The organism is Microvirga arsenatis (genome assembly GCF_009910705.1).
In the GTDB taxonomy this organism is placed as follows: Bacteria; Pseudomonadota; Alphaproteobacteria; order Rhizobiales; family Beijerinckiaceae; genus Microvirga; species Microvirga arsenatis.
The window spans coordinates 265,774-290,735 of the sequence record NZ_JAAAXJ010000001.1 but is presented as its reverse complement, the minus strand read 5'-3'; the positions used below and the strand labels follow the sequence as shown (position 1 = coordinate 290,735).

Here is a 24,962-nt window from a genome sequence, read left to right as displayed (position 1 = left end):
GGTTCTTGTGCGCGCGCTTCCCCCCTGCCGTCAATGTTCTTCTCCCGCAGGGCTGCCACGATGAAACTTGGCCATCGCCTGAAAAACTGGCGCAACCCGCACAACCAGACGCGGCTCCACCTCGCCAAGGGAATCGCCCGCTACGGCTACGAGATCGGCGAGTTCACCTACGGCAAGCCCAAGGTGCGCTTCCCCGAGTCGGGCCGGAAGCTCACCATCGGCCGCTACGGCTCGATCGCCGACAAGGTGGAGATCCTGCTCGGGGGCAACCACCGCACCGACTGGGGCACCACCTATCCGTTTTCCGCCTTCCGCGAGCTCTGGCCCTCGGCGCCCCGAAGCGACGATTACCACTCCTCCCGGGGCGACGTGACCATCGGGCATGACGTCTGGCTCGGCTCCGGGGCGATCATCATGTCGGGCGTGACCGTGGGGCATGGCGCCGTGGTCGCCGCCCATGCGGTCGTGACAAAGGACGTGCCGCCCTATGCCATCGTCGGCGGCAACCCGGCCAGGATCATCCGCTACCGCTTCGACGAGGAGACCATCGCGGCCCTCCTGGAGGTGCAATGGTGGAACCTGCCGCGGGAGAAGATCGCCACCCTCATCCCGCTGCTGCAGAGCGACCGGATCCGCGAGCTGATCGCCGCCGTCAGGGTGCTGCGGGCTCAACAGTCTTGAGGGTCCGGCGGCCGAGGGCCCTGGCCTTCAGCCCGAGCGCCGGCTTCTCGACCAGGATCCAGGACAGGGCCGCCACCAGCAGCGTGATCGCCAGCGAAGGCGCCAGCAGCACCCAGGCCGAAGCGCCCGGCCAGAGCGCGTGGAGACTCTGCTGGATCGGCCAGCCATAGAGGTAGGTGCCGTAGGACAGGTCCGCCCTGGGCTCATAGGCGAAGCGGGTGAGCGCGGGCGAGAGGGCGAGCCACAGGATGCCGTAAGCGGAGCCGGTGAAGAGCAGCGTCTTGTACAGGAAGGTTCCGGCGCCCAGCCAGGTGGCGAGGGCCAGCGCCGCGACGAGGAGGCCCGACAGGCGGGCGCGGTCGCGCCACACGTAGAGGGCGCCGCCGAGGGCGAAGATCAGCGGCAGGCGCAGCGCGGTCTCCACACCTTTCGGTGCGTCGGGACGGAAGAAGTCGAGCCCCGCGAGGCCGAGAGCCAGTCCCAGCAGAAGGGCGATGGCGGCCATGCGGGAGCGCAGGAGCCCGACGAGGCCGAGCGCGAACACGCCCGTGTAGCACATGACCTCGTATTTCAGCGTCCACACGGTGCCCATGGGGAACTTGAAGGGATTGTCGGCGAACACGCCGGGAAGCGCGTTGTTGCTCTTGAAGCTCAGGAGCGTCGACTGGATGAAGCGGCGCAGGGCCGGGCTCTCGAGATACTCGCCCAAGGGCAGCCTGGTCATCGCGGCGCCGAGGAGGAGCGACACCGCGAGGACCGCCACGACGAGGCCGGGCGCGATGCGCAGCGTCCGGGCGATGGCATAATCGCGCCAGCCGCGCCGGTCGAAGCTCATGGTGACGAGAAAGCCGGAGATGGCGAAGAAGCCGTTCACCGCGTGCTCGCCGAGCGTGAAGCCGGTGGAGGCGAAGAGCGGCTCGTCGGCAACGGCGCCCGTGGTGACGCTGAAGGCGTGCGAGACCACGACGGCCAGGGCCAGCGCAAGGCGGATGATGGCGAAGTTGTTGGCCTCCTGCGACAGGGCATCGGACACGCTGGGGGCGCGGTTCGGGAATGCAGGCACTCTCATGACACTCTCTCGCGCTCCAGGGCCGTCCTGCCCTTCAGAAAAGCCAGGGCTCCCGCGGCGGAGCCGGCATACCGTTCGATCAGTTTCCGCCGGAAGGTCAGGCTCGCGCCCGCCGCCTTCAGCGCATTGACGGCGAACATGCCGGGCGCCGGATCGGGCAGGCCGTACTTGCGGCTCACATAGGCCTTCGACCAGGCCTGGTGCCAGCGGGAGGTGAAGACGCGCCCGGGCTTGTCGCCGCTGGAGCGGCCGCGCCCATGGCGCACCAGAGCCTGCGGCACGTAGACCAGAGCGGCGCCGGAATCCGCCACGCGGCGGCAGAGATCGTCATCCTCGTAGAACAGAAAGATGTTCTCGTCGAAGCCGCCGAGCGCGTGGAAGATCTCGCGGCGCATGAGGAAGCAGGCGCCGGAGAAGAACGGCGCGCAGGCCTCGCCCTCGGGCAGAACGCGCCTGCCCTGCCGGTTGTGCAGATAGGGCGAGAGCAGGGAGCGCGGCTGGAAGAACACGCGACCGTCGGGCTCGACGATCCGCGGCGCGAGGAGCGCCGCATCGGGATAGCGCCGCGCCGCATCGAGAAGCGCAGCGACGGCGCCCTTCCCCACGATGCAGTCCGGATTGACGATCAGCACGAACTCGGTCTCGGCCGCGCGCGCGCCGATGTTGTTGGCGCGGCCGTAGCCCTCGTTGCGGGCGTTGCGGATCACCCGCGCCCCGTGCCTTTCGGCGATGGCGGCGCTGTCGTCCGCCGAGGCGTTGTCGACCACGATCGCCGGCACAGCGTCCGCGGCCAGCGCACCGAGACATTCGGGCAGCGCATGGGCGCTGTCGAACGCGACGACGATGGCGGTGACGGGGGAGCCTAGCAAGTGCGCTCCCCATCGGAGCGGATGGCGCAGCCGCGCTCGAACCGCACGACGATCGCCGGCATGCCGCGGCGCTGCGAGAGCTCCAGCACCCTGCCCTTCAGCACGGCCTTCTGCGCCAGCTCGGCGAAGACCGGGCGCGCATCCGTCCCGCCGCCGAGGAAGACCTGGACCTGGCATCCGCCGGAGCCGCAATGGAGCGGCGCTCCCTTCGAGCAGCGAAAGCCCGCATCGTCCATGACGAAGTCGTCGCGTCCGTCGCCGTCGAGATCGATCCGGCGCAGGAACGGGCCTGCGATCCGCGCCTCGCCGCCGCTCTCCCTGCAATGGGCCCGGCGCTCGGCAAGCTCCGCGCCGATCCTGGGAGGCCAGTCCTCCGCAAGGGCGGGCGCAGCGGCGAGCATCAGGCCGAGGCAGAGAGCCGAGCGCATCATTTCTCCGGCAGGTTCAGCCGGATGTGGAGCTCGCGCAGCTGCTTGGGCGTCACGTCGGAGGGCGCGCCGAGCAGCAGGTCCTCCGCCTTCTGGTTCATGGGGAAGAGCGTGATCTCGCGCAGGTTCTGCGCGCCGCAGAGCAGCATCACGATGCGGTCCACGCCCGCGGCCATGCCGCCGTGGGGCGGCGCGCCGTACTGGAACGCGCGGTACATGCCGCCGAACCGCTCCATGACCTCCTTCTCGCCGTAGCCGGCGATCTCGAAGGCCTTGACCATCCGGTCGGGACGGTGGTTGCGGATGCTCCCTGAGGCCATCTCGTAGCCGTTGCAGACCATGTCGTACTGGAAGGCCGTGATCTTGAGGATCGTGTCCTTGTCCGACGGGTCGAGCGCCATGAAGGCGTCGTGGTCGTAGTTCGCCATGGAGAACGGATTGTGGGAGAAGTCGATCTTCTTCTCGTCCTCGTTCCACTCGTATTGCGGGAAGTCGACGATCCAGCAGAACTCGAAGCGGTCCTTGTCGATGAGGCCGAGCTCGTCGCCGATGCGGGTGCGCGCCTTGCCGGCGAGCGAGGCCGCCTTGTCCTCCGCGCCCGCGGAGAAGAACACCGCATCGCCCGCCTTGATGCCGGCCTTCTCGCGGATGGCGGCCTGGGCTGCCTCAGGGATGAACTTGGCGATGGGGCCTTTGCCGATGATCTGGCCGCCCTCCTCCTCGAACACGATGTAGCCCAGCCCGGGCGCGCCTTCCGTGCGGGCCCAGTCGTTGAGCTTGTCGAAGAAGGAGCGCGGCTGGGAGGCGGCGCCCGGCGCCGGGATCGCGCGCACCACGCCGCCGGACTTGATCACGTTCTTGAACGCGTTGAAGGTCACGTCCTCGCGGGTGAACACCTCCGACACGTCGGCGATGACGAGCGGGTTGCGCAGGTCGGGCTTGTCGGAGCCGTATTTCAGCATGGCCTCGAAATACGGGATGCGCGGGAAGGTCTCGGTGACCGGCTTGCCGTCCGCGAACTCCTTGAAGGTGTCGCGGATCACGGGCTCCATGGCCTGGAACACGTCCTCCTGCGTGACGAAGCTCATCTCCACGTCGAGCTGGTAGAACTCGCCCGGCAGGCGGTCGGCGCGCGGGTCCTCGTCGCGGAAGCAGGGGGCGATCTGGAAGTACCGGTCGAAGCCGGAGATCATGATCAGCTGCTTGAACTGCTGCGGTGCCTGCGGCAGCGCGTAGAACTTGCCGGGATGGATGCGCGAGGGCACGAGGAAGTCGCGCGCGCCCTCCGGCGAGGAGGCGGTCAGGATCGGCGTCGTGAACTCGAAGAAGCCGCTCTGCTGCATGCGGGTGCGCAAGGAGTTGATGATCGCGCCGCGCTTCATGATGTTGGCGTGCAGCTTCTCGCGGCGCAGGTCGAGGTAGCGGTAGGTGAGCCGGGTCTCCTCCGGGTATTCCTGGTCGCCGAAGACCGGCATCGGCAGCTCGGCCGCCGGGCCCAGCACCTCCATGTCGGTGATGTAGACCTCGACCATGCCGGTGGGCAGCTCGGCGTTCTCGGTGCCGGCCGGGCGCTTGCGCACCTTGCCGTCGACCCGGATCACCCATTCCGAGCGCACGGTCTCGGCCATCTTGAAGGCGGCCGAATCCGGGTCGATCACGCACTGGGTCATGCCGTAATGGTCGCGCAGGTCGATGAACAGCACGCCGCCATGGTCGCGGATGCGATGGCACCAGCCGGACAGGCGGGCCACCCCGCCGACATCGGATTCGCGGAGCGCGCCGCAGGTGTGGGAACGGTAACGGTGCATGGAGGCGGACATGGGAAAAGGCCTGCTGGTTCGGTTTGAGGCGCAACATCCATGGGAGGCGGGGGAAGTCAAGGCGGAAGGCTGAAATCGAGCCCGCGAGGGGGCGCTCCCTCCCCGGTCTGGGGTGGCGGCTGCCGGCTGGTGGTGACTTGTCTCGTTCGGCTTTGAGGGAAGCGCGGGAGGCAAGGCTGCTTCGCTGCACTCCGGCGGAGCGGGCGAAGGATCGGGTCGGGACGGGAGATCCGCCCGGACGGGAAGCACCTTGCCTCCCGCGCGCAGCTTTTCGGCCCTGAGCCTCGCGCTCCAGCCCATCAGGGACGAACCCTCAGAGAGCTTTACGGCGCCGTCATGCGCAGCCCCGGGTGCACCGGTGCCGGCGAGGCTTGGGAGGCCAGGCCCACGGCGCTGCCCGAACAGCCGCCCTGCGCCTCCTCCTCCGCTCAGAGCCCCGGCATGACGGGACAACGTCCTTCCCGCCAGCGGCCGGAACCGCATCCCGCCCCCGCAACCGACGCCTCGGGCGCGTCCCTCGCGAGGCAGGACGCCACCACCTATAGCCAAGGTCGGGAACAAAGTCAAGAACAAAGTAAGAACATTGCACAGGCCCGAACCCTCGTCCTCGCCCTCTCCCCGCAGCGGGAGAGGGTGGCCTGCACAGCAGGCCGGGAGAGGGGCCGTGTTCACCCAGTACTCCCCCTCTCCCGGCTCGCTCCGCTCGCCACCCTCCCCCGCAAAGGGGGGAGGGAGATACGGGCTTCACCGATTGGGATCGCCAAACCAAGGCCGGTGATGACGGACAGGAGCAGCGAACTACCCCACCACCCTCCGATACAGGTGCCACGTCGTATGCCCGAGCACCGGCAGGACCACGATCAGGCCGAGGAAGGCCGGGAGGGCGGCGACGAAGAGGAGAAGGACGACGCATAAAGCCCAGCCCAGCATGGCGGCCGGGTTGCTCGCCACGGCGCGCACGCTGGTGATCATGGCGGTGACGAAGTCCACCTCCCGGTCGAGCAGCAGCGGGAAGGAGACGACGGTGATGGAGAAGGTCACGAGGGCCAGGACCGCGCCGACCGCGTGCCCCACCGCCAGGAAGCCGAGTCCCTCCGGCGTGGTGAAGAGCACGCCCGGGAAGGTGCCGGCCGGCATGCCGTGGAGCCCGAAGAACAGGGCGATCAGCAGGCGGACCTGATACATCCAGATGATGAACAGGAAGATTGTGACGAAGGCCATCCAGGAGAGCTCCCTGCCGCCCTGCGCCCAGATCGCCCCGAACACGGCGGAGAGCGTCGGCGCCTGCCCCTGCTCGCGCATCCGGCTGACCTCGTAGAGCCCCACCGCCACGAAGGGCCCGATCAGCACGAAGCCGGAGGCCAGCGGATAGACGAGATAGACGAGGTCCCACAGGAAGGCGCAGGCCAGGATCGCCACCCCGCCGAGGGCATAGACGCCGCCGAAGAACAGCCCGAAGGCCGGATGGGCCTGAAAGTCCCGCAGCCCCGCCGCAAAGGCATCCACGAGATCGGCGCGCCTGATCCTGCGGATCGCCGGCTCCCGGCGCAGGGCCGGTGCGGTGGGGTGTGCTTCCTCGCTCATGCGACCGCTCCTTCCCGATCCGACCTTCGGCGCCTCGGGATCCTATGTCCTTCAAGCGGCAGCGGTCGACTCAGGAAGAGCCCTTAAGCCCCTGGCCTTCAGCCCCAGCGCTTGGCCATCCAGATCCGGTCGTGGCCGGGCGGGCGGTCCTTCAGGCGGCCGATCTCGGCATAGCCCTGCTTCCGGTAGAATTCCTCCGCCTGGAAGGTCGACGTGGTCAGCTGCGCGCCGATGGCGCCGTGGGTCCGGGCGGCCTCCTCCGCCATGTCGAGCAGGCGGGAGCCGTAACCCTGCCCGCGCAGGGCCTCGTCGATCCAGAAATGGTCCACCTGGAGCCAGCACAGGGCGATGGCGCCCCGGATGCCGCCGCGCACCCGGTTCTCGTCGTCCCGCAGGAGCAGGGTCAGGGGGATCAACGGCAAGGGGCCGGTCTTCTCGATCACGTGAGCGCGCAAGCCGGCCGTCACGTCCTCTGCGCCGGGCGGGTTAGCCTCCTCGAGAACCTCGATCTGCATGCTGTATCTTACAAACTCAATAACCTTCCTAAAGAAGAGGATTGAGTCGGAATAGCAGGGAAGAAATCCCCTATCTGCTTGCAAGACGGTCCAGGCCAAACAGAACTCGCCTGACGACAGCATGGAAACTCTCAACTCGTGGAGAAAGACTATCACGACCAGCAATTTTATGATATATTATTATAGATATTTGTAGGGACTAGCGGCGTGGCCGAGCATCTAACACTGCCCTCGCGCAACATCGGACGCTTCAAGCGGGCAGCATTCCCGATTGCACTACTTTCGTTTTTCTGGATTCGACAATTTGAGAAGCATGTCTATGAGCCTCCTCCCCTGATTGGCTTGTTCATCGCCATAGTACTCTTGTTTTTGCTGGTGTGGGGGTCCCTAAAAGGCGGCCTAGCCGGCTCCAGAGAAGGCCTTGATGATATGGATGAGAACCGGGTGTTCAAGCACACAGGGATAGCAGCCATTGCCTATATTCTTTCGCTCGGGCTGCTCGGCTATCATACAAGTCTTTCCGTTTCCGAAGCTGGAAAGTTGGGTATTCTCTTCGTGCTCACGCCTGCTTTCATCGAATTCATCAGAGTCAGATTACGTCAGGAAACCCCGCTCAATCCGAAGGATTCCAGCGGAGGCCCTTCTGCTCTAATCCAAGACAGAGCAGGTGATTGAGTGCCCGGGCGCAATCGGTTGAAGCGGATCTGGTGGGCGGTCTATGCCGCTCTCTATCTCTCTGCTGGGCTCACGATCCTTCCGGCGATGCTGCCTGAGCCGACAGGGGCGCGGCTGATGACTGCTTATTCGGGCCTTTGGTCGACCTTTTGGGCAGCGGTGCTGCTTGCCTCAGCGATCGGCTTGGCTTGTCTGACGATTATAGAACGTCACCACAGTTCTAAGCGCTAAGCGTCGAACGATTAAAGGTCATCTTTTCCAAGCGACTTTCTGCCCCCCAGCACCCCCGAAATCCTTGCGGAACAAAGGGTGAAACCCCATATTCTTCCTATGGTTACCACCTTTGCGACATCCCTGTTGAAGCCGGCCCGGAACGCTCCCGTCGAGGAGCGGATCGAGGGCGCCTGGCACGTCTATCCGCTGGAGGGCGCGCTGGAGCTCGACTATGTGGACCAGGCCGGCAATGCCACCCGGCGCTGGGTGCTGGCGCGCGAGCTGAAGGTGGGTCCGGGCAAGATGCTTCTGGGCGGCATCGACATCCTCACCGAGGACGGCTACCGCGGCTTCCGGGTCGACCGGATCCAGCGCCTGGAGGATGCGGAGACGGGGCTCGTGGTCGAGCACAACATCCTCGACTGGCTCATGAAGCTCGCCGAGCGGCAGGCCAAGGCGCGCAAGCGGCACCTCGCCCGCGTGCAGGCCGGGGCATAGCGGATCCGGCGAGACATTCTCATCCGGGAAGCCCGGCCTGTCAGGCGCGGGCACCTCTCCTCCCCCCTTGGGGAGGTGGGGGTGTGAGCGATAGCCTGTGAATGTTTGGCGCCGTTTCACCTCTCCCTGAGGGAGAGGTCGGACCGTCAGGTCCGGGTGAGGGGTTACAGCCCTCTCCGGCACCCGCTCTCCCCCTCACCCTCGCGTTCGCTCGACCTCTCCCCGCCGCAGGTCGGGTGTTCCCGACCTGCGCCCCAGAAACGGATCTCGGGAACACCCGAGATCCGGGGAGAGGTGAACCTGCGCCACGCTTGTCCAGGTCAGCGCCGACACCCCCACCCTGGCCCTCCCCGCAAGGGGGAGGGAAGATATCGTGAGCGCTCGCGCGGGTTTACCCTCTTCTGCGACAGAAGAGCCGGGCCGGCTCCCTCGCCTTCTCTCTCCCTTGTGCCGACCGGCCCTTTCTGCAACATAGTCCCATAACAATGTTGCGTCGGGGGTTGGGGTGGCCCAGGGGTCCTTGTTCCGGCCACAGGCCGTTGCGGCAGCCGCGGGCGAGCACTCGTCCGTGTCGCTGGCCGTTGCGCCGCTCTCCTGGCAGCTTCTCGGCGGCTTCATCCTGACCTGCATGGGGGCGATCGCCCTGTTTCTCGGCACGGCCGAATATGCCCGCAAGGAAACTGCGGGCGGCGCCCTCGTCGCGGCGGGCGGCGCGGTGCGGGTCGCGGCGCTGCGCGGCGGCGTGGTCACGGAGCTCAAGGTCCGGGAAGGCGACAGGGTGGCGGCGGGCCAGCCCCTCTTCACGGTGGCCTCCCGGCAGGGCCTGGAGGCCGGCGGCACCCTCGATGCGGCGGTTCTCGCCTCCCTCGACACCCAGATCCGGGTGCTGAAGGAGCAGATCGAGGCGGACCCCGCCCGGACCGCGAACGAGATCCGGCGGCTCGACGCGGCCATCGCCTCCGTCCGGGCGGAGCGGGACGCGCTCGCCGCCCAGCGCAGGCTGATGGCCGAGCGCGTGCAGGTGACGGAGGAGCGGCGGGCCACCGTCGCCCGCCTCGCCGAGCAGGGCCACAGCACCCGCGCCGCCCTGCAGGAGCAGGACGAGGCGCTGCTGGCCCGCCGCCAGTCCGTGGCCGAGATCGACCGGGACATGGCCGCCGCCGAGAAGGAGCTCGGCCAAACCCTGCTCCAGCGCGAGCAGTTGCCGGTCCAGCAGGCGGAGCGCCTGGCGCAGCTGCGCCTCAGCCTCGCCGACCGGGAGCGCCAGCGCGCCGAGGCGGAAAGCCAGCGGGCGCAGGTGATCGCAGCCCCCATCGCCGGCCGCGTCACCGCGCTGCAGGCCTCCCCCGGCCAGATCGTCGATCCCAACAAGCCGCTGCTGACCCTGCTCCCCGACGGGGCGAGCCTGCTCGCGGAACTCTTCGTGCCGAGCCGGGCCATCGGCTTCGTCGAGCCCGGCCAGCGGGTGCGGCTCATGGTCGATGCCTTCCCGTACCAGCGCTTCGGCACGATCAGTGGCTCGGTCGAGACGGTCTCGCAGGCGGTGCTTTCGCCCCATGAGATCATCGGCAGGACCACCCTGACGGAGCCCGCCTACCGCGTCACCGTGCGCCTCGACCGGCAGGCCGTCGATGCCTTCGGGCGCGAGGTGCCGCTGCAGCCCGACATGACCCTCAAGGCCGACATCGTGCTGGAGGGCCGCTCTCTCGTCGCCTGGCTCTTCGAGCCGCTCATCAGCGTGAGGGGGCGGATGTGAAGCTCTCCGCCACGCTCGATTATTTCGGCTCCCCTCGCCTGCCGGCGATCATCCAGTCCGAGGCCGCCGAATGCGGTCTCGCATGTCTCGCGATGATCGCCACCTATCACGGGCGCGAGGTCGACCTCATGGCGCTGCGCCGCCTGTTCTCGATCTCGCTCAAGGGCGTCACCCTCAAGGACGTGCTGGTGATGGGCCAGCGGCTGGGCATGACGGGCCGGGGCCTGAGGCTCGAGCCCGCGCAGCTCGGCAAGATCAAGCTGCCCTGCATCCTGCACTGGGACATGAACCACTTCGTGGTGCTGAAAGAGGTCGGCGCCCGCAAGGTCGTGATCCACGATCCGGCGCTGGGCGTGCGCACGCTGACCTTCGAGGAGGTCGGGCATCACTTCACCGGCATTGCCCTGGAGCTGACGCCGACGGAATCCTTCGAGCGCAAGAAGGAGACCTCCCGGTTGAGCCTCACCGCCCTCTGGGGCCGGATGCGCGGGGTGAAGCGGGCGCTCGCCCAGGCGCTGGTGCTCTCCGCCGTGCTGCAGCTCGTGGTGCTGGCCGCGCCCTTCTACATGCAGCTCGCCGTGGACGAGGCGGTGATGAAGGGCGACGGAGGCCTGCTCACCGCGCTGGCGCTGGGCTTCGGCCTGCTCATGCTGATCCATGTGGGCGCCGAGTGGCTGCGCTCGCACGTGCTGCTGTTCCTGAGCGGCGCGCTCAACTTCCAGATGGGCGCCAACCTCTTCCACCATCTGGTGCGCCTGCCGTTGAGCTGGTTCGAGAAGCGCCATATCGGCGATCTCGTCTCGCGCTTCCGCTCGGCGGAGCCGATCCAGCGGCTGGTCTCGGAAGGGCTGGTGGCGGCCCTGGTGGACGGGGTGATGGCGACGCTGACGCTCGCGATGATCCTGATCTACAGCCCGGCGCTCTCGGGCATCGTGTTCGCGGCGCTGGCGCTCTACGCCATCTTACGCTTTGCCCTCTACCGTGCTCTGCGCCAGCGGCAGGAGGAGATGATCGAGGCTGCGGCCAAGGAGCAGACCACCTTCATCGAGACGGCCCGCGCCATCCAGAGCATCAAGATCTTCGGGCGGGAGGCCGACCGGGAGGCCGTGTGGCAGAACCGCTATGCCGCCTCGATCAGCCGTGCCATCCGCCAGGGCCGCCTCACCATCGGCTTCAGGACCGCGAACGACCTGATCTACGGCATCGAGAACGTGCTCGTGGTCTGGCTCGGCGCCAAGGCCATCATGGCGAACGACATGACCATCGGCATGCTCTACGCCTTCATGGCCTACAAGGAGCAGTTCCTTTCCAAGGCCACCAACCTGATCGAGACCGGCATCCAGTACCGCATGCTCGACCTGCACCTCGACCGCCTCTCCGACATCGCGCTCGCGGAGCGCGAGCAGGACCGGCACGGGGAGAGCCTCGTGGCGCGGCCGATCCAGGGTGCGGTGGAGCTCAAGGGCGTGAGCTTCCGCTATGCGGACACGGAGCCGGAGGTGCTCTCGGGCGTGAACCTGAAGGTGGAAGCCGGCGAGTTCGTGGCCGTCACCGGCCCGTCCGGCGGCGGCAAGACCACGCTGCTCAAGATCATGCTCGGCCTGTTCAAGCCGCTGGAGGGCGCAGTGCTCATCGACGGCACGCCGATCGCGCATTTCGGCATCCAGGCCTTCCGCTCGCAGATCGGCGTGGTGATGCAGGACGATCAGCTGCTCTCAGGGTCCATCGCCGAGAACATCTGCTTCTTCGATGCGCGGATCGACCTCGACTGGATGCGCGACTGCGCGCGCATCGCCGGGATCGACGACGAGATCATGGCGATGCCCATGAACTACAACACGCTCATCGGCGACATGGGCACCACCCTCTCGGGCGGGCAGCGCCAGCGGGTGCTCCTGGCCCGCGCCCTCTACCGCCGCCCGCGCATGCTGTTCATGGACGAGGGCACGTCGAGCCTCGACCTCGACAAGGAGCGGGAGGTGAACCGGGCGCTGGCGGAATTGAAGATCACCCGCATCGTCATCGCTCACCGCCCCGAGACGATCCGCGCCGCCGACCGGATCGTGGTGCTGCGCGAGGGCCGGGTCTCCCCGCCGCTGGACGGCGAGACGCTCGCCTTCGCGGACGCGGCGCGGCACTCCTCCAGCCTCGGACGGGGCTGACACGAAAAAGGGCGCAGCCCTGAGACTGCGCCCGTCCCCACGCCGGCACGGCCGGCAAGGACTTAGTAGAGGATGATCCGGCGGCCGCCGCCGACCTCGGCGAGTTCCTTCTCGCTGAGCTCGACCGGAGTCTCGTCGGTGTTCATTACGATCATGGTCTTCATGAAGACCTCCCCCTGATGGTTTGGATGCCGTATCGGCATTCCCTGGCAAGGAGCCAGTGTTATATGATAACAATCATTTATGGGGCCAAGTCAACCTGCATGGCTGTATAGGCCCCGGAGCAAGCGGTGGATCGCTGGACGACGGACTCGCGGGCCATTCCAGGATGCGTTATGAACGCCCCATGGACCTGATTGCCTCCACCGACGCCCTGGCCGCCGCCTGCCGCCGCCTCAGCCAGCACCCGTTCGTCACCGTCGACACGGAATTCCTGCGCGAGACCACCTATTATCCCAAGCTCTGCCTGATCCAGATGGCAGGGCCCGATCCGGCCGATGCGGTGCTCGTCGACCCGCTCGCCGAGGGCATGAGCCTGGAGCCGTTCATGGCGCTCATGACAGACCGGAACGTGGTGAAGGTCTTCCACTCGGCCCGGCAGGACCTGGAGATCATCTGGAATCTCGGCGGCATCGTGCCCGAGCCCCTGTTCGACACCCAGGTCGCCGCCATGGTCTGCGGCTACGGCGACTCCGTGTCCTACGAGCAGCTCGTCAACGACCTCGCCAAGGCGAAGATCGACAAGTCCTCCCGCTTCACCGACTGGTCGCGCCGCCCCCTCACCGACGCGCAGCTCACCTATGCGCTCTCCGACGTCACCCACCTGGTGAAGGTCTACGAGGGCCTGGTGGCCCAGCTCGAGAGGAACGGCCGACTCGAATGGCTCGCCGAGGAGATGTCGATCCTCACCTCGCCGGAGACCTACCAGGCCGACCCCGACAATGCCTGGCGCCGGCTGGCCGGGCGCCTGCGCAAGCCGCGCGAGATCGCGGTGCTCATGGAGATCGCCGCCTGGCGCGAGCGCGAGGCGCAAAGCCGCGACGTGCCCCGCGGGCGCATCCTGAAGGACGACGCGATCATCGACATCGCCACCGCCGCCCCGCGCAGCGTGGAGGCGCTCGGCCGCCTGCGCACCATCCCCAACGGCTTCGAGCGCTCCCGCACCGGCGGCGAGATCCTGGAGGCCGTGGAGCGGGCGCTCGCCCGCGATCCCGCCACGATCCCCCTGCCGGAGCGCAGCCGCGGCCGCAACAGCACCGGCTCGGTGGTCGACCTCCTGAAGGTGCTGCTCAAGGCGGTGGCCGAGCAGGAGGGCGTGGCGCCCAAGATCATCGCCACCGTCGAGGAGCTGGAGGCCATCGCCGACAGCGACGATGCGGACGTGCCTTCCCTGCACGGCTGGCGCCGCAGGCTGTTCGGCGAGAAGGCCCTGGCGCTCAAGAACGGCCAACTCGGGCTGGTGCTCGAGCGCGGGCGGGTGAGGCTGAGGGAGATTGACTAAAACGGCTAGCAGCCTCGACTTGGTATGGATGTGTGCTAGCTTATTGTCCTAGGGCTGGCACGGCATGAATCTCGGCGCAAAACTCATTGCAGCACTGTCTCTCCTCCTCGCATTTCCTGCTTTCGGACAGGAGATGACGGAGCAGCAGAAGAGAAGGGTTCACCTGCCCTATGTGCGTGCTGCGACAGATTGCTATGCCCAGGCAATCGGAACGAACACGACGAGCCTTGATCTCGCCCGGGAAGGGCGCTGGTACGATGCCCTGAACACCGTCAGGGATTCCTGCACCGCCGCCGCTGCCACCATGATCGACGTTCACGACCGTCTTTATGGACCCGGCACAGGCGCGACTTTCTTCAGAGGTCCCTACCTCGACGATCTTCCCCGTGCGATTACCGCTAGGCTCAAGGATGCGTTTGCCCGCCGTGCTGCCGAGGTCGAGGAGGCGAACCTCGTCCTGAGAAAACGCATCGAGGAAGCCGAAAGGACGAGAGACCTGTTGCGGGACCGCATGTATGCCTGCACCAGCAATGAGCTGGCCAGCCTCGTTGCCTCCTCCGAAGGAGCCGAGGTGCTGGCAGGCGCAGCGATGACGATCTGCAACAAGGAGGTTCAAGCGGCTCTGGATGCCGCTGTCGAGCTGTCGCGGTTGAAGGGGCCTGCCCCCAGCAATCTTCGCGATGAGCTTCGAGACGTGGTCAAGCGCAACGTTGTCGCCTCGGCTGTCCGGGCAAGAGCGTCGGCGAAGACCGAATCCCGCCAAGCCTCGCCTGCAACGGCAGTGCCGGCCTCGAAAGCTCCGGACTCTGGCCTGCATTCGCCCCAGGCCTGCCTGCGGGCTGCCAGCTCCCTGCGCGAGGGTCAGCTCGTCGATCAGGAGAAGCTCATTACGATGATGCTCGACATCTGCAGGCCCGAGATCGAAAACGAGGCCCGTTCCAAGTTCCTCGACGACCCGAAGAAGCAGCTGAGCGAGCTGAGAGCGCAGGCTTTGGAGGACGCGGTAAAATACGCCAAGGAACTCCTGCACGCTCAGTGATGCCGTTGACCGGCACAACCGCGTCGCTGACGACTCCATCGATGCTGCGGGAGCGGTTGCTTCACATTTGTGAGATGTCTCTAAAGCAGCCCCTTCAGCCGCAGCATTCCTAAAGCTGCAACCGTCGTCCCATCCTTGATGATGCCTTCCGTGATCATCGCCAGCACCTCCCCGATCGGGAAGGCGCGGCTCACCATGTCCTGCTCGGATTGCTCGCGCTGTGCGTGGCCGGATTGCAGCCCCTGGGCGAGGTAGATGTGATAGCCCTGGGTCGAGTAGCCGTAGCACTCGTAGAGATGCCCCACGTGGGTCATCGTGGCCGCGGTCAGCCCCGTTTCCTCGCGCAGCTCGGCCCGCGCGAGATCCAGCGGATCGGTGCCGGGCGCATCTTCCCACGAGCCTTGCGGCAGCTCCCAATAGCGCCCCCGAACCGGATAGCGATACTGCTCCACCAGATGGATCAGGCCGTTGTCGAAGGGCACGATGACGGCGAAATCCGTCTTCTCGACCACGCCGTAGATTCCAGGCGAACCATCCTGCCGCTCGATGGCATCCTCGCGGACGCGCATCCAGCGGTTCTCGTAGACGATGCGGCTCGAGAGGGTCTTGATCTCGGCCATCGCGTCACACGATCTCGATCATCGCGTCCACGTTCAGAAGCTTGGAGAGCGCGCGCAGGCGGCCGATGAGGCGCTCGTTGGCGAGCGGCTCCATGTGGGCGGGCAGCTGCAGCACCACCTGGTTGCCGCGGGCGAGCAGCGGGGCCTGGGGCAGGATGCCCTCCATGGCGACCGAGACGGGATAGGCGATGCGCATGAGGGCGGCGAGGAGCCGCGCGCGCTCCAGGAGGCGCGGGCCCGCAAGGGTCTTGATGCGCGAGCTCACCTTGTCCGGTGACAGGCCCTCGTGCCGGAAGAAGATCGACAGGGCGAGATAGGCGCGGCCGGGATGGTCGAGCCCGGCGAAGGCGCCGTAGGCGATCAGGTTCAGGCTCTGCTCGCCCCGGTAGTCCGGATGGGCGCGCCAGCCGATATCGGCGAGCAGGCAGGCCGCGCGGCGAAGGCGCGTGTCGTACTCCGTCTCCGGCAGGCCGAGGCTCTGGATGAACGCTTCCGTCCACTGGCAGAGCTCCTCTCCGTGCCGGGGCGAGCGCGAGCGCAGGAGATTGAGGTCGCTCGCCGCCACGAGGAGCGGGTCGCGCTCCTGGACCTGAGGGTCGAGCTTGTCGTAGAGCACGCCCTCGCGCACGCCGAAGGCGGAGATCGCGACCTCCTTCGGCTCGCCGAGGCGGATGATCTCCTCGAGCACGATGGCGCCATAGGCCAGCAGCGGGCGCCGGGCCTCGGAGACGCTCTCGATGTCCTTGAGGGTCTTGGCGTCCGCCTCCTCCACCAGATGCAGGAAGTCGAGATCCTCCGGATCGAGGATGTAGCCGTGCATCACGTGGAGCGGATAGTCGCGTGCGGCCTGATGCAGCTTCGCCAGCGCACGCCAGGTGCCGCCCACCGCATAGAAGGTGCGGCCATGGAGGTTTTCCAGGTATTGCGGCGCGCGCTCGAGGGCATCCCGCACGATCCTCTGGGCCTTCTTCAGGGAGCCGCCGCTGACATCCTGCAGGGCAAGGCCGCCCAGCGGCATGGTGATGCCCTGCCCCACCTGGGAGCCCTGCACCTCCACCAGCTCCAGGCTGCCGCCGCCCATGTCGCCGACGATGCCGTCGGGCTCGTGGAAGCCGGCGACGACGCCCAGCGCCGAGGCGCGCGCCTCCTCGGCGCCGGAGAGCAGGCTGATCGGCTGGCCGCAGGCCTTCGCCGCCGCCTCCAGGAAGGCGGGCCCGTTGGAGGCATCGCGCGCCGCCGCGGTGGCGAGCACGAAGACATCCGAGACGTTCATCGTCTGGCAGAGCACGCGGAAGCGCGCGAGCGCGCGCAGGGCGCGGTCGACGGCCTCGTCGTCCAGGCGGCCGGTGGTGGCCACGTGGCGGCCGAGGCCGCACAGGACCTTCTCGTTGTAGATCGGCGTCAGGGCGCGCGAGAGGCCCTCATAGGCCACGAGGCGCACGGAGTTGGAGCCGATGTCGATGATGGCGACGGGGCGGCCGAGCCTGAGACGGCCCGGAGCTTCGATGCTGGGAGCCGGCATGCTAGCGCTGTCCTCTCTTGGCGAGCGCCCTGGGGCTGGAGGTCTTGAGGGATTTGCCACGGCCCGACAGACTTGGATTCGTCATGAAATACTTGTGGGAGTTGAATGGTTCCTCGCCCTTGGCGGGCGCCACCCGTTGGCTCGTGCCGTCGGGCAGGACCGTCCAGCTCTGCTCGTTGTCGAGGAGATTGGCAAGCATGATCTGGTCGAGCACCTGCTGGTGCACGGTGGGATTGACGATCGGCATCAGCGCCTCGACGCGCCGGTCGAGATTGCGCGACATGAGATCCGCCGAGGAGATGTACACATGCGCCTTCGTGTTGGGCAGTCCGTGCCCGTTGCCGAAGGCGTAGATGCGGGTGTGCTCCAGGAAGCGCCCGATGATGGATTTCACCCGGATGTTTTCCGACAGGCCCTTGATGCCGGGCCTGAGACAGCAGATGCCGCGCACGATGAGGTCGATCTGCACGCCGGCAGCGGACGCATCGTAGAGCGCATCGATGATGTCGGCATCGACCAGCGAATTGCACTTGCCCCAGATCGACCCGGACCGTCCTGCCTTCGCGTGCGCCACCTCCTCCTCGATGTGCTGGAGCAGGCGCTTCTTGAGGGTGAGAGGCGAGACCGCCATGCGCTCCAGCTCCGCCGGCTCCGCATAGCCGGTGACGAAGTTGAAGATGCGCGACACGTCCCGGCCGATCACCGGATCGGCGGTGAAATAGGACAGGTCCGTGTAGATGCGCGCGGTGATCGGGTGGTAGTTGCCCGTGCCCACGTGGCAATAGGTGATGAGCTGGCTGCCCTCGCGGCGCACGACCATCGAGAGCTTGGCGTGGGTCTTCAGCTCGATGAAGCCGAACACGACCTGAGCGCCCGCGCGTTCGAGATCCCGGGCCCAGCGGATGTTGGCCTCCTCGTCGAAGCGCGCCTTGAGCTCGACAAGGGCGGTCACGGACTTTCCGGCCTCCGCCGCCTCGGCGAGCGCCGCCACGATGGGCGAGTCCGAGGAGGTGCGGTAGAGCGTCTGCTTGATCGCCACCACGTTCGGATCGCGCGCGGCCTGGCGCAGGAACTGCACCACCGCGTCGAAGGATTCGTAAGGGTGGTGGACGATGATGTCCTTCTCGCGGATCGCCGCGAAGCAATCGCCGCTGTGCTCGCGGATGCGCTCGGGAAAGCGCGGGTTGTAGGGCTTGAACTTCAGGTCCGGGCGCTCCAGCGCCACGAGCTGGGAGAGATCCCGCAGGCCCATCATGCCCTCGACGACGAAGACCTCGTCGTCCGAGACCTCCAGCTCCTCGGCCACGAAGAGGCGCAGGTCCTCGGGCATCGCCGCCTCGACCTCGAGGCGGATCACGCTGCCGCGGCGGCGCTGCTTGAGCGCCGTCTCGAACAGGCGCACCAGATCCTCGGCCTCTTCCTCCACCTCGATGTCGGAATCGCGGATCACCCGGAAGGCGCCCTGCCCCTGCACCTCGTAGCCGGGGAAGAGCCTGCTCGTGTAGAGCACGATCATCTGCTCGAGTGCGATGAAGCGGGTGGCGCCGGTCTCGGCGAAGTCGGGCAGGCGCACATAGCGCTCCGCCCGGGACGGCAGGCGGATGAGGGCGTTCAGCACCTTGCCGTCGCTCTGGCGCACCAGCTTGAGGGCGATGGAGGAGCCGAGGTTCGGGATGAAGGGGAACGGGTGCGCCGGATCGATGGCGAGCGGCGTGAGCACCGGGAAGACATGGTTGAGGAAGTAGTCCTCGAGCCAGGAGGCCTCGGCCTTGGTGAGGCCAGCGCCCTCCACCAGGACGATGCCCTCCTCCAGCAGCATGTCGCGCAGCTCGCGCCAGCGGCGCTGCTGGTCGGAGGCGAGGTGGGAGACCTCCGCGGAGATCCGGCTCAGCTGCTCCTGCGGCGAGAGCCCATCCTGCGACATGGTGGCGACGCCCGAGCGGACCTGGCCGCGCAGGCCGGCCACGCGGACCATGAAGAACTCGTCCAGGTTCTCGGCCGAGATCGACAGGAAGCGGAGCTGCTCCAAGAGCGGATGGTGGCCGTTCGAGGCCTCCTCCAGCACGCGGCGGTTGAACTGCAGCCAGGACAGCTCGCGGTTGATGAAGCGCTGGGGGAAGCGCCGCAGCACGGCGCCGTCGAGCTCGATATCCGGCGGAGCCTTCGGCGGCGGATCCTCGCTGACCGTCTCCAGCTCCTTCAGGGCAATTGTGCTGCGCACCTCGTTCTCCGCCGCTTCGGTCTTCGGAGCTCGTTTTGCTCTGGGCTTCGTGACGGTTTCACGACGGTTCGACAACAGGGCGTTGGTCTCGGGCTTCACTCGTTCTCATCCGTTTCCTGAGCGGCGCCAAGGAGGTCCGCCGCGATGGCCCGCGACACGCGCCGCCCCCGGCTCAGAGCCTCCCGGTCGAGGAGAGCCACGATCTCGGAGGCCTTGGCGAGCGAGCGTTCGATCCGCAGGGCAATATAGTCGACAACGGAGGTGTCGACCACGAGTTGCCTGTCCACGAAAAGCTTGACCAGCACCGCCTTGAGGAGCGCGTCGTCCGGCGCATCGAGCGCCACGCTCGGCGCGAGCCGCAGGCGGGACAGGAGGTCGGCCGTCCTCAGGGACCAGCGGTCGGGCAGGGTCTCGCAGGTAATCAGGAGGGAGGCCCTCTTCTCCCGCGCCAGGTTGAGGAGGTGGAACAGAGCCGCCTCGTCCCGCTCGCCGCGGTCCATGTCCTCGATGGCGAGCGCGCCGTTGGAGACCAGGTGCGGAACCTTGTCCTGGGTGATGGCGGAGGCATCGACGGTCCAGGCATGGGCGTTCGTGGCCCAGATCGAGGCCAGGTGGCTCTTGCCGCTGCCCCTGGGGCCGACGAGGAGGAGGATCGTGTCGGGCCAGGCGGGCCAGCTCTCGATGAGGCCGTAGGCCTGCTCGTTGGAGGGGCTGACCAGAAAGTCCTCGGCCCCGAAGCGCGGATCCAGGGGCAGGTCGAAGGCGAGCTGCTTGGGCGCCTCACGCATCGAGATCGGCCTTCCGCTCGGCCTCGATCCGGGGCTTGAGGATCACCGGATCGGCGCCGCGATAGAGGGGGCTTGCGAGGTACTGGCGCAGGGCGAAGCGGGCGATGACACCCATGGCAGCGGCGAGCGGCACCGCGAGCAGCAGGCCGACGAAGCCGAAGAGCGCCCCGAAGGCCACCAGGGCGAACATGAGCCAGACCGGATGCAGGCCGACCGAATCTCCCACGAGCTTGGGCGAGAGGATGTTGCCCTCCACGAACTGGCCGAAGACGAAGATGCCGAGCGTCGCGGCGATCATGGCCCAGTCCGGCCAGAACTGCACGATGGCGACGCCGACCGACAGGATGAGGCCGGTCAGCGAGCCCACATAGGGGATGAAGCTCAAGAGCCCCGCCGTCATGCCGATCAGCACGCCGAAGTTCAGCCCGATGAGGGCAAGGCCGACCCCATAGAAGGAACCGAGGATGATGCAGACCAGGGCCTGGCCCCGCACGAAGCCGGCGATGGCCCGGTCGATGTCGCGGGCGATGGCGCGGATCGTGTCCCGGTGGCGCAGGGGCATCCAGGAATCCACCGTCCTGACCATGCGGTCCCAGTCGACCAGCATGTAGAAGGCCACGACCGGGGTCACCACCAGCAGGGAGAAGATGCCGATCAGCGCCTGCCCGCCGGACCACAGCCCCTGCAGGAAGGTGGTCATCCAGGCGATGCCCTGGCTGATGAGGTTGCCCACGGAGGGGGGCGCCGCCGGCAGCACCTCCTCGATTCCGAGCCGCCGGATGAGCGGGCCGAGCTGTTCGGCCCCGAGTTCCTGGAGTCGCGTCACGTAGCCGGGCAGCCGCTCCACGAAGGCCCCCACCTGCTGGGCCGCGAAGGGCACGAGGATCACGAGGGCCAGGATGAAGATCAGGACGAACAGGACCAGGATCAGCAGGCTGGCGCCGAGCCGCCCGATGCCGACCTTCTGCAGCCGGTCGGCCAGGGGATCGAGCAGGTAGGCCAGGGCGAAGCCCGCCACGAAGGGCAGCAGGATGCCGCGCAGGACGAACAGCAGCAGCACCGCGAGGACCAGCGCCGCAATCCAGAACCCGATCTGCCGTTGGACCGTCATCGGTACTCCATACCCTGAGAGCATCGTCCGGAAAAGTGGACCCGGTTTTCCGCGCTCGACGATGCTCTCACTCCAGAAGAAAGCATCGGATCGATCCCAAAAGTGCGAATCCACTTTTGGGTCCGATGCTTAGGCTCTCAGCCTCCCATGTGCCGCAGCCAGCCCCCGAGATAGGCACCGGCCGATGCGACGGTCAAGGTCGCCACGAGCAGCATGGCGACCTCCTCGAACCCCGCCAGCTCCGCGCCGAAGGCGTTGGCCGCAAGCGCGAAGGCCGCGAACGCGATCTGCGCGCCCGTATTGAGCTTGCTGACCAGGAGAGGCTTGATCTCGACCGGGCGGCTCATGACCCAGGACAGGAGCACGGCCGCCACGATCATCACGTCCCGGGAGACGACGATGATGGCAAGCCAGCTCGGGATCGCCCCCACGATGGCGAGCGTCACGTAGATCGAGACCAGGAGCGCCTTGTCGGCGATGGGGTCGATATAGGCCCCGAACTCGCTCCGCATGTCGAACCGGCGGGCGATGAACCCGTCCACCGCATCCGAGATGCCCGCCACCACGAACAGGACGAAGGCCGCAGCCCACCGCTGCTGCATGATCATGACGATCACGACTGGCACGAGGATGAGGCGGCCGATGGTGATGATGTTGGGAATGGTCATCGAGGGCGATGATGGACGCTCGGGGGGCGGAGTTCAATCGGGGCGTCGGAGGGGTGGGGATAACGGTGGGAGAACAGGGTCATCCCGGACGGCGTGAGCCGATCCGGGATCGCATGACGAGTGTGGCGCGGGCTTCCCTCCCCCTTGCGGGGAGGGATCGAGGGTGGGGGTCGGGACGATGGAGCGCGGCTCTCGATGACGCCCTCAGCGTCGTCACCGGCCTTGTGCCGGTGATCCCGATGCGGAAAGCGCCGCGCCACACGGCATCGGGATGGCCGCGACAGGCCCGGCCATGACGGAAAGATCTCACCCAGTCTGACCACCCTCACCCCTGCCCCTCCCCGCAAGGGGGAGGGAAATGCGCGTTCTATTCTGCTCACGATCCCGGATCTTCTCTGCGCTTCGTCCGGGATGACGCTGTCGACAGGGCGCAAAATTCCTTGCCTCCCGCCCCCTCCCGCCTTACTGCCCCCTCAACACGGGGTGAGCCATGACGACCGAGAAGCAGACGAACGGCCTGACCTATGCCCAAGCGGGCGTCGACATCGACGCGGGCAATGCCATGGTCGACCAGATCAAGCCCCTGGTGCGCGCCACACGCCGGCCCGGGGCGGATGCGGAGATCGGCGGATTCGGCGGGCTGTTCGACCTCAAGGCCGCGGGCTTCAGGGACCCGATCCTGGTGGCGGCCAACGACGGCGTCGGCACCAAGGTGAAGATCGCCATCGACACCGGCATCCACGACACCATCGGCATCGACCTCGTGGCCATGTGCGTGAACGACATCATCGTGCAGGGCGCCGAGCCCCTGTTCTTCCTCGACTACTTCGCCACCGGAAAGCTCTCGCCCGAAATCGGCGTCCAGATCGTCAGGGGCATCGCCGAGGGCTGCCGGCAGGCCGGCTGCGCGCTGATCGGCGGCGAGACGGCGGAGATGCCCGGCCTCTACGCCAAGGGCGACTACGACCTCGCGGGCTTTGCCGTGGGCGCCGCCGAGCGCGGGACGCTGCTGCCGAAGGACGTGAGCGTGGGCGACGTGCTGATCGGCCTGCCCTCCTCCGGCGTCCATTCGAACGGCTTCTCCCTGGTGCGCCGGATCGTCGAGCGCTCTAGCCTCGCCTGGGATGCGCCCGCTCCCTTCGCATCCGGCAAGACGCTGGCCCAGGCCCTGCTGGAGCCGACCCGGATCTACGTGAAGACCCTGCTGGAGGTCTTGAGAGGCGGCGACGGGGTCAACGCGCTCTGCCACATCACCGGCGGCGGCTTCCCCGACAACATCCCGCGCGTGCTGCCCGACGGCGTCGGCGTGCGCCTCGACCTCGATGCCATCGCCGTCCCGCCCGTCTTCGGCTGGCTGGCCAAGACCGGAGGCGTGGCGGAATCCGAAATGCTGCGCACCTTCAACTGCGGCATCGGCATGATCGTTGTCGCCTCCGCCGATCAGGCGGACGCCGTCGTGGAGCGCCTTCGGCAGGCCGGCGAGAGCCCGGTGCGCATCGGCGAGACCATTGCTCATGCGGGCGGCGAGCGCGTGCAGAATTCGGGATCCCTGAAGCTCCGATGACCCGCCGCCGCGTTGCCATCCTGATCTCGGGCCGCGGCTCGAACATGGCCTCGCTGATCGAGGCCGCTCGCGCTGTGGACTTCCCGGCGGAGATCGCCCTCGTCCTCTCGAACCGCCCCGATGCGGAGGGCCTCGAGCGGGCGAAGGAGGCCGGGATCGCGACCTGCGCGATCGACCACAAGGCCTTTCCCGACCGGGAGAGCTTCGAGCGGGCGCTCGATGCGGCGCTGCGCGAGCACGACATCGCCTTCATCTGCCTGGCCGGCTTCATGCGTGTGCTCACAGAGAGGTTCGTGGAGCGCTGGTCGGGCCGCATGGTCAACATCCACCCGTCCCTCCTGCCCCTCTATCGGGGCACCCAGACCCACCGTAGGGCGCTGGCGGACGGCGTGCTCGTGCATGGCTGCACGGTGCATTTCGTGGTGCCGGAGCTCGATGCCGGCCCCATCATCGCCCAGGCCGCCGTGCCGGTGGTGCCGGGCGACACGGAGGAAAGCCTCGCCGCCCGCGTGATCGTGCAGGAGCACCGGCTCTATCCCCAGGCCCTGCGGATGATCTGCGACGGAACGGCCCGGCTGGAGGACGGGCGCGTGGCGTTCGCACGCGGATGGGACGCAGGCGCAGCGCTGCATTCGCCGAACTGACCCGGAATCGTCATCCCGGACGGCGAAGCCGATCCGGGATCGGGTGCAGGATGTGGCGCTATTTCCCTCCTCCTTGTGGGGAGGGCCAGGGTGGGGGTGTGAGCACTGAACTGGACCAGCGTGGCGCAGGTTCACCTCTCCCCGGATCTCGGGTGTTCCCGAGATCCGTTTCTGGGGCGCAGGTCGGGAACACCCGACCTGCGGCGGGGAGAGGTCGAGCGAACGCGAGGGGGAGAGCGGTATCCGGAGGGCGCTGTCACCCCTCACCCGGACCTGACGGTCCGACCTCTCCCTGAGGGAGAGGTGAAACGGCGCCTCACCTGCATAGGCTATCGCTCACCCCCATCTCCACCTCCTCCCCACAAGGGGAAGGAGAGTTATTGCGCCATCTTCGGCTCACGATCCCGGATCTCCGCTGCGCTTCGTCCGGGATGACGGCATTCCTTAGATCTGCGGCCGCGGCAGCTTGCAGGCGTCGAGCGCCGCGAGCGCCTTCTGGCGGGCGCTGTCGTTGAACACGCCCGTGTCGCGATAGGCCTGCACCTCGTCGGGGCTCAAGGAGCGCATGGTGCGGCCGGCATAGCACTCGCAGGCACGGCTGAGAGATGCTTCGCTGGCCTCGCTCTGAAGCCGGGCCTGAATGACCGTGCAGGCCTGGCTCACCCGGGCGCGCAGCTGGCCGATGCTCTCGGTCTTCAGCGCCGGATCGGGCTGGTACTGGGTCGGCATGTTGGAGGCGGCCGCCCAGGCGGCGGTCGCGCTCAAGGACAGGGCCGCCGCCACGAGCAGCGTACGAACGATCGAAGTCATGGATGCTCCCTCAGGGATAAAAATCGTGCCGAGCCTTAGAATAGGCTTGGCCGTTCGGGATCAAGGGTGAGCTGGCAACAGGCTTAAGAAGGTCTGACCAAGCCGTTTCCTAAATCCCCTCTCAGTCCTCATCCTGAGGAGGCGCGAAAGCGCCGTCTCGAAGGAGGATCCAGTGCTCTCTGGAAGCTCCTTCGAGACGCAGCC

Annotated in this window: 22 protein-coding genes; 9 read left to right on the top strand and 13 right to left on the bottom strand. The window is 67.2% G+C overall.

All coding sequences use genetic code 11. The features are described from left to right. Window positions 1-60 precede the first annotated feature (60 nt). Window positions 61-681 carry a CatB-related O-acetyltransferase gene (locus GR303_RS01380; protein ID WP_161721610.1) on the top strand — a complete coding sequence of 207 codons (621 nt, stop codon included), beginning with the start codon at window positions 61-63 and terminating at the stop codon, window positions 679-681. On the opposite strand, the gene GR303_RS01375 is transcribed toward GR303_RS01380, so the two are convergent. From GR303_RS01375 to GR303_RS01350, 6 genes are all read right to left on the bottom strand, one after another. Continuing rightward, window positions 653-1,750 (bottom strand): acyltransferase family protein, encoded by a 1,098-nt coding sequence (locus tag GR303_RS01375; RefSeq protein WP_161721609.1) that lies wholly within the window; start codon window positions 1,748-1,750, stop codon window positions 653-655. The genes GR303_RS01380 and GR303_RS01375 overlap by 29 nt on opposite strands. Beyond that, window positions 1,747-2,619, bottom strand: a complete 873-nt coding sequence (locus tag GR303_RS01370; protein ID WP_161721608.1) for a glycosyltransferase family 2 protein — start codon at window positions 2,617-2,619, stop codon at window positions 1,747-1,749. Before GR303_RS01370 ends, GR303_RS01375 begins: the two co-directional genes overlap by 4 nt. Next, window positions 2,613-3,047, bottom strand: a complete 435-nt coding sequence (locus tag GR303_RS01365; protein ID WP_161721607.1) for a hypothetical protein — start codon at window positions 3,045-3,047, stop codon at window positions 2,613-2,615. The genes GR303_RS01370 and GR303_RS01365 overlap by 7 nt, the downstream gene beginning before the upstream one ends. Then, complete coding sequence (gene aspS, locus GR303_RS01360) at window positions 3,047-4,855, bottom strand: aspartate--tRNA ligase (RefSeq protein ID WP_161721867.1); 1,809 nt, start codon at window positions 4,853-4,855, stop codon at window positions 3,047-3,049. The genes GR303_RS01365 and aspS overlap by 1 nt, the downstream gene beginning before the upstream one ends. An 810-nt stretch (window positions 4,856-5,665) precedes the next feature. Continuing rightward, window positions 5,666-6,451, bottom strand: coding sequence for a DUF2189 domain-containing protein (locus GR303_RS01355; protein WP_161721606.1), 786 nt, complete (start codon window positions 6,449-6,451; stop codon window positions 5,666-5,668). 98 nt (window positions 6,452-6,549) lie between these two features. Then, on the bottom strand, window positions 6,550-6,966 hold the full coding sequence (locus GR303_RS01350) for a GNAT family N-acetyltransferase (RefSeq protein WP_161721605.1): 417 nt from the start codon (window positions 6,964-6,966) through the stop codon (window positions 6,550-6,552). Between the two features lie 207 nt (window positions 6,967-7,173). Here GR303_RS01350 and GR303_RS01345 point away from each other — a divergent pair, with 207 nt between their 5' ends. The 6 genes from GR303_RS01345 to GR303_RS01320 all read left to right on the top strand — a co-directional run bounded on the left by GR303_RS01345 (window position 7,174) and on the right by GR303_RS01320 (window position 14,810). Beyond that, complete coding sequence (locus tag GR303_RS01345) at window positions 7,174-7,641, top strand: hypothetical protein (protein WP_161721604.1); 468 nt, start codon at window positions 7,174-7,176, stop codon at window positions 7,639-7,641. Between the two features lie 330 nt (window positions 7,642-7,971). Next, entirely contained in the window at window positions 7,972-8,352 is a 381-nt protein-coding gene (locus GR303_RS01340) for a hypothetical protein (protein WP_246205306.1), read from the top strand. Between the two features lie 520 nt (window positions 8,353-8,872). Beyond that, window positions 8,873-10,108 (top strand): HlyD family efflux transporter periplasmic adaptor subunit, encoded by a 1,236-nt coding sequence (locus GR303_RS01335; protein ID WP_210254015.1) that lies wholly within the window; start codon window positions 8,873-8,875, stop codon window positions 10,106-10,108. Next, window positions 10,105-12,270 carry an ABC transporter transmembrane domain-containing protein gene (locus tag GR303_RS01330; protein ID WP_201751846.1) on the top strand — a complete coding sequence of 722 codons (2,166 nt, stop codon included), beginning with the start codon at window positions 10,105-10,107 and terminating at the stop codon, window positions 12,268-12,270. Before GR303_RS01335 ends, GR303_RS01330 begins: the two co-directional genes overlap by 4 nt. Window positions 12,271-12,616: 346 nt before the next feature. Beyond that, window positions 12,617-13,771, top strand: coding sequence for a ribonuclease D (gene rnd / locus GR303_RS01325; RefSeq protein WP_161721602.1), 1,155 nt, complete (start codon window positions 12,617-12,619; stop codon window positions 13,769-13,771). 133 nt (window positions 13,772-13,904) lie between these two features. After that, complete coding sequence (locus GR303_RS01320) at window positions 13,905-14,810, top strand: hypothetical protein (RefSeq protein ID WP_161721601.1); 906 nt, start codon at window positions 13,905-13,907, stop codon at window positions 14,808-14,810. An 80-nt stretch (window positions 14,811-14,890) separates the two neighbouring features. Here GR303_RS01320 and GR303_RS01315 read toward each other — a convergent pair whose 3' ends face one another. The 6 genes from GR303_RS01315 to GR303_RS01290 all read right to left on the bottom strand — a co-directional run bounded on the left by GR303_RS01315 (window position 14,891) and on the right by GR303_RS01290 (window position 21,740). After that, window positions 14,891-15,430, bottom strand: coding sequence for an NUDIX domain-containing protein (locus GR303_RS01315; protein WP_161721600.1), 540 nt, complete (start codon window positions 15,428-15,430; stop codon window positions 14,891-14,893). Between the two features lie 4 nt (window positions 15,431-15,434). Further along, complete coding sequence (gene ppx, locus GR303_RS01310; RefSeq protein WP_161721599.1) at window positions 15,435-16,952, bottom strand: exopolyphosphatase; 1,518 nt, start codon at window positions 16,950-16,952, stop codon at window positions 15,435-15,437. 1 nt (window position 16,953) lies between these two features. Continuing rightward, on the bottom strand, window positions 16,954-19,146 hold the full coding sequence (locus GR303_RS01305) for an RNA degradosome polyphosphate kinase (RefSeq protein ID WP_425487091.1): 2,193 nt from the start codon (window positions 19,144-19,146) through the stop codon (window positions 16,954-16,956). A gap of 122 nt (window positions 19,147-19,268) precedes the next feature. Beyond that, window positions 19,269-19,961 (bottom strand): P-loop NTPase family protein, encoded by a 693-nt coding sequence (locus tag GR303_RS01300; RefSeq protein ID WP_161721597.1) that lies wholly within the window; start codon window positions 19,959-19,961, stop codon window positions 19,269-19,271. Then, window positions 19,954-21,072 (bottom strand): AI-2E family transporter, encoded by a 1,119-nt coding sequence (locus tag GR303_RS01295; RefSeq protein WP_161721596.1) that lies wholly within the window; start codon window positions 21,070-21,072, stop codon window positions 19,954-19,956. The genes GR303_RS01300 and GR303_RS01295 overlap by 8 nt, the downstream gene beginning before the upstream one ends. A gap of 137 nt (window positions 21,073-21,209) precedes the next feature. After that, on the bottom strand, window positions 21,210-21,740 hold the full coding sequence (locus tag GR303_RS01290) for a CDP-alcohol phosphatidyltransferase family protein (protein ID WP_161721595.1): 531 nt from the start codon (window positions 21,738-21,740) through the stop codon (window positions 21,210-21,212). 490 nt (window positions 21,741-22,230) lie between these two features. On the opposite strand from GR303_RS01290, the gene purM reads away from it, so the two are divergent. Both purM and purN read left to right on the top strand, forming a co-directional pair. Further along, window positions 22,231-23,304, top strand: a complete 1,074-nt coding sequence (purM, locus tag GR303_RS01285; protein WP_161721594.1) for a phosphoribosylformylglycinamidine cyclo-ligase — start codon at window positions 22,231-22,233, stop codon at window positions 23,302-23,304. Further along, window positions 23,301-23,948 carry a phosphoribosylglycinamide formyltransferase gene (gene purN, locus GR303_RS01280; RefSeq protein ID WP_161721593.1) on the top strand — a complete coding sequence of 216 codons (648 nt, stop codon included), beginning with the start codon at window positions 23,301-23,303 and terminating at the stop codon, window positions 23,946-23,948. The genes purM and purN overlap by 4 nt, the downstream gene beginning before the upstream one ends. Window positions 23,949-24,392: 444 nt before the next feature. Here purN and GR303_RS01275 read toward each other — a convergent pair whose 3' ends face one another. Continuing rightward, window positions 24,393-24,758 (bottom strand): hypothetical protein, encoded by a 366-nt coding sequence (locus GR303_RS01275; protein ID WP_161721592.1) that lies wholly within the window; start codon window positions 24,756-24,758, stop codon window positions 24,393-24,395. Between the last annotated feature and the right edge of the window lie 204 nt (window positions 24,759-24,962).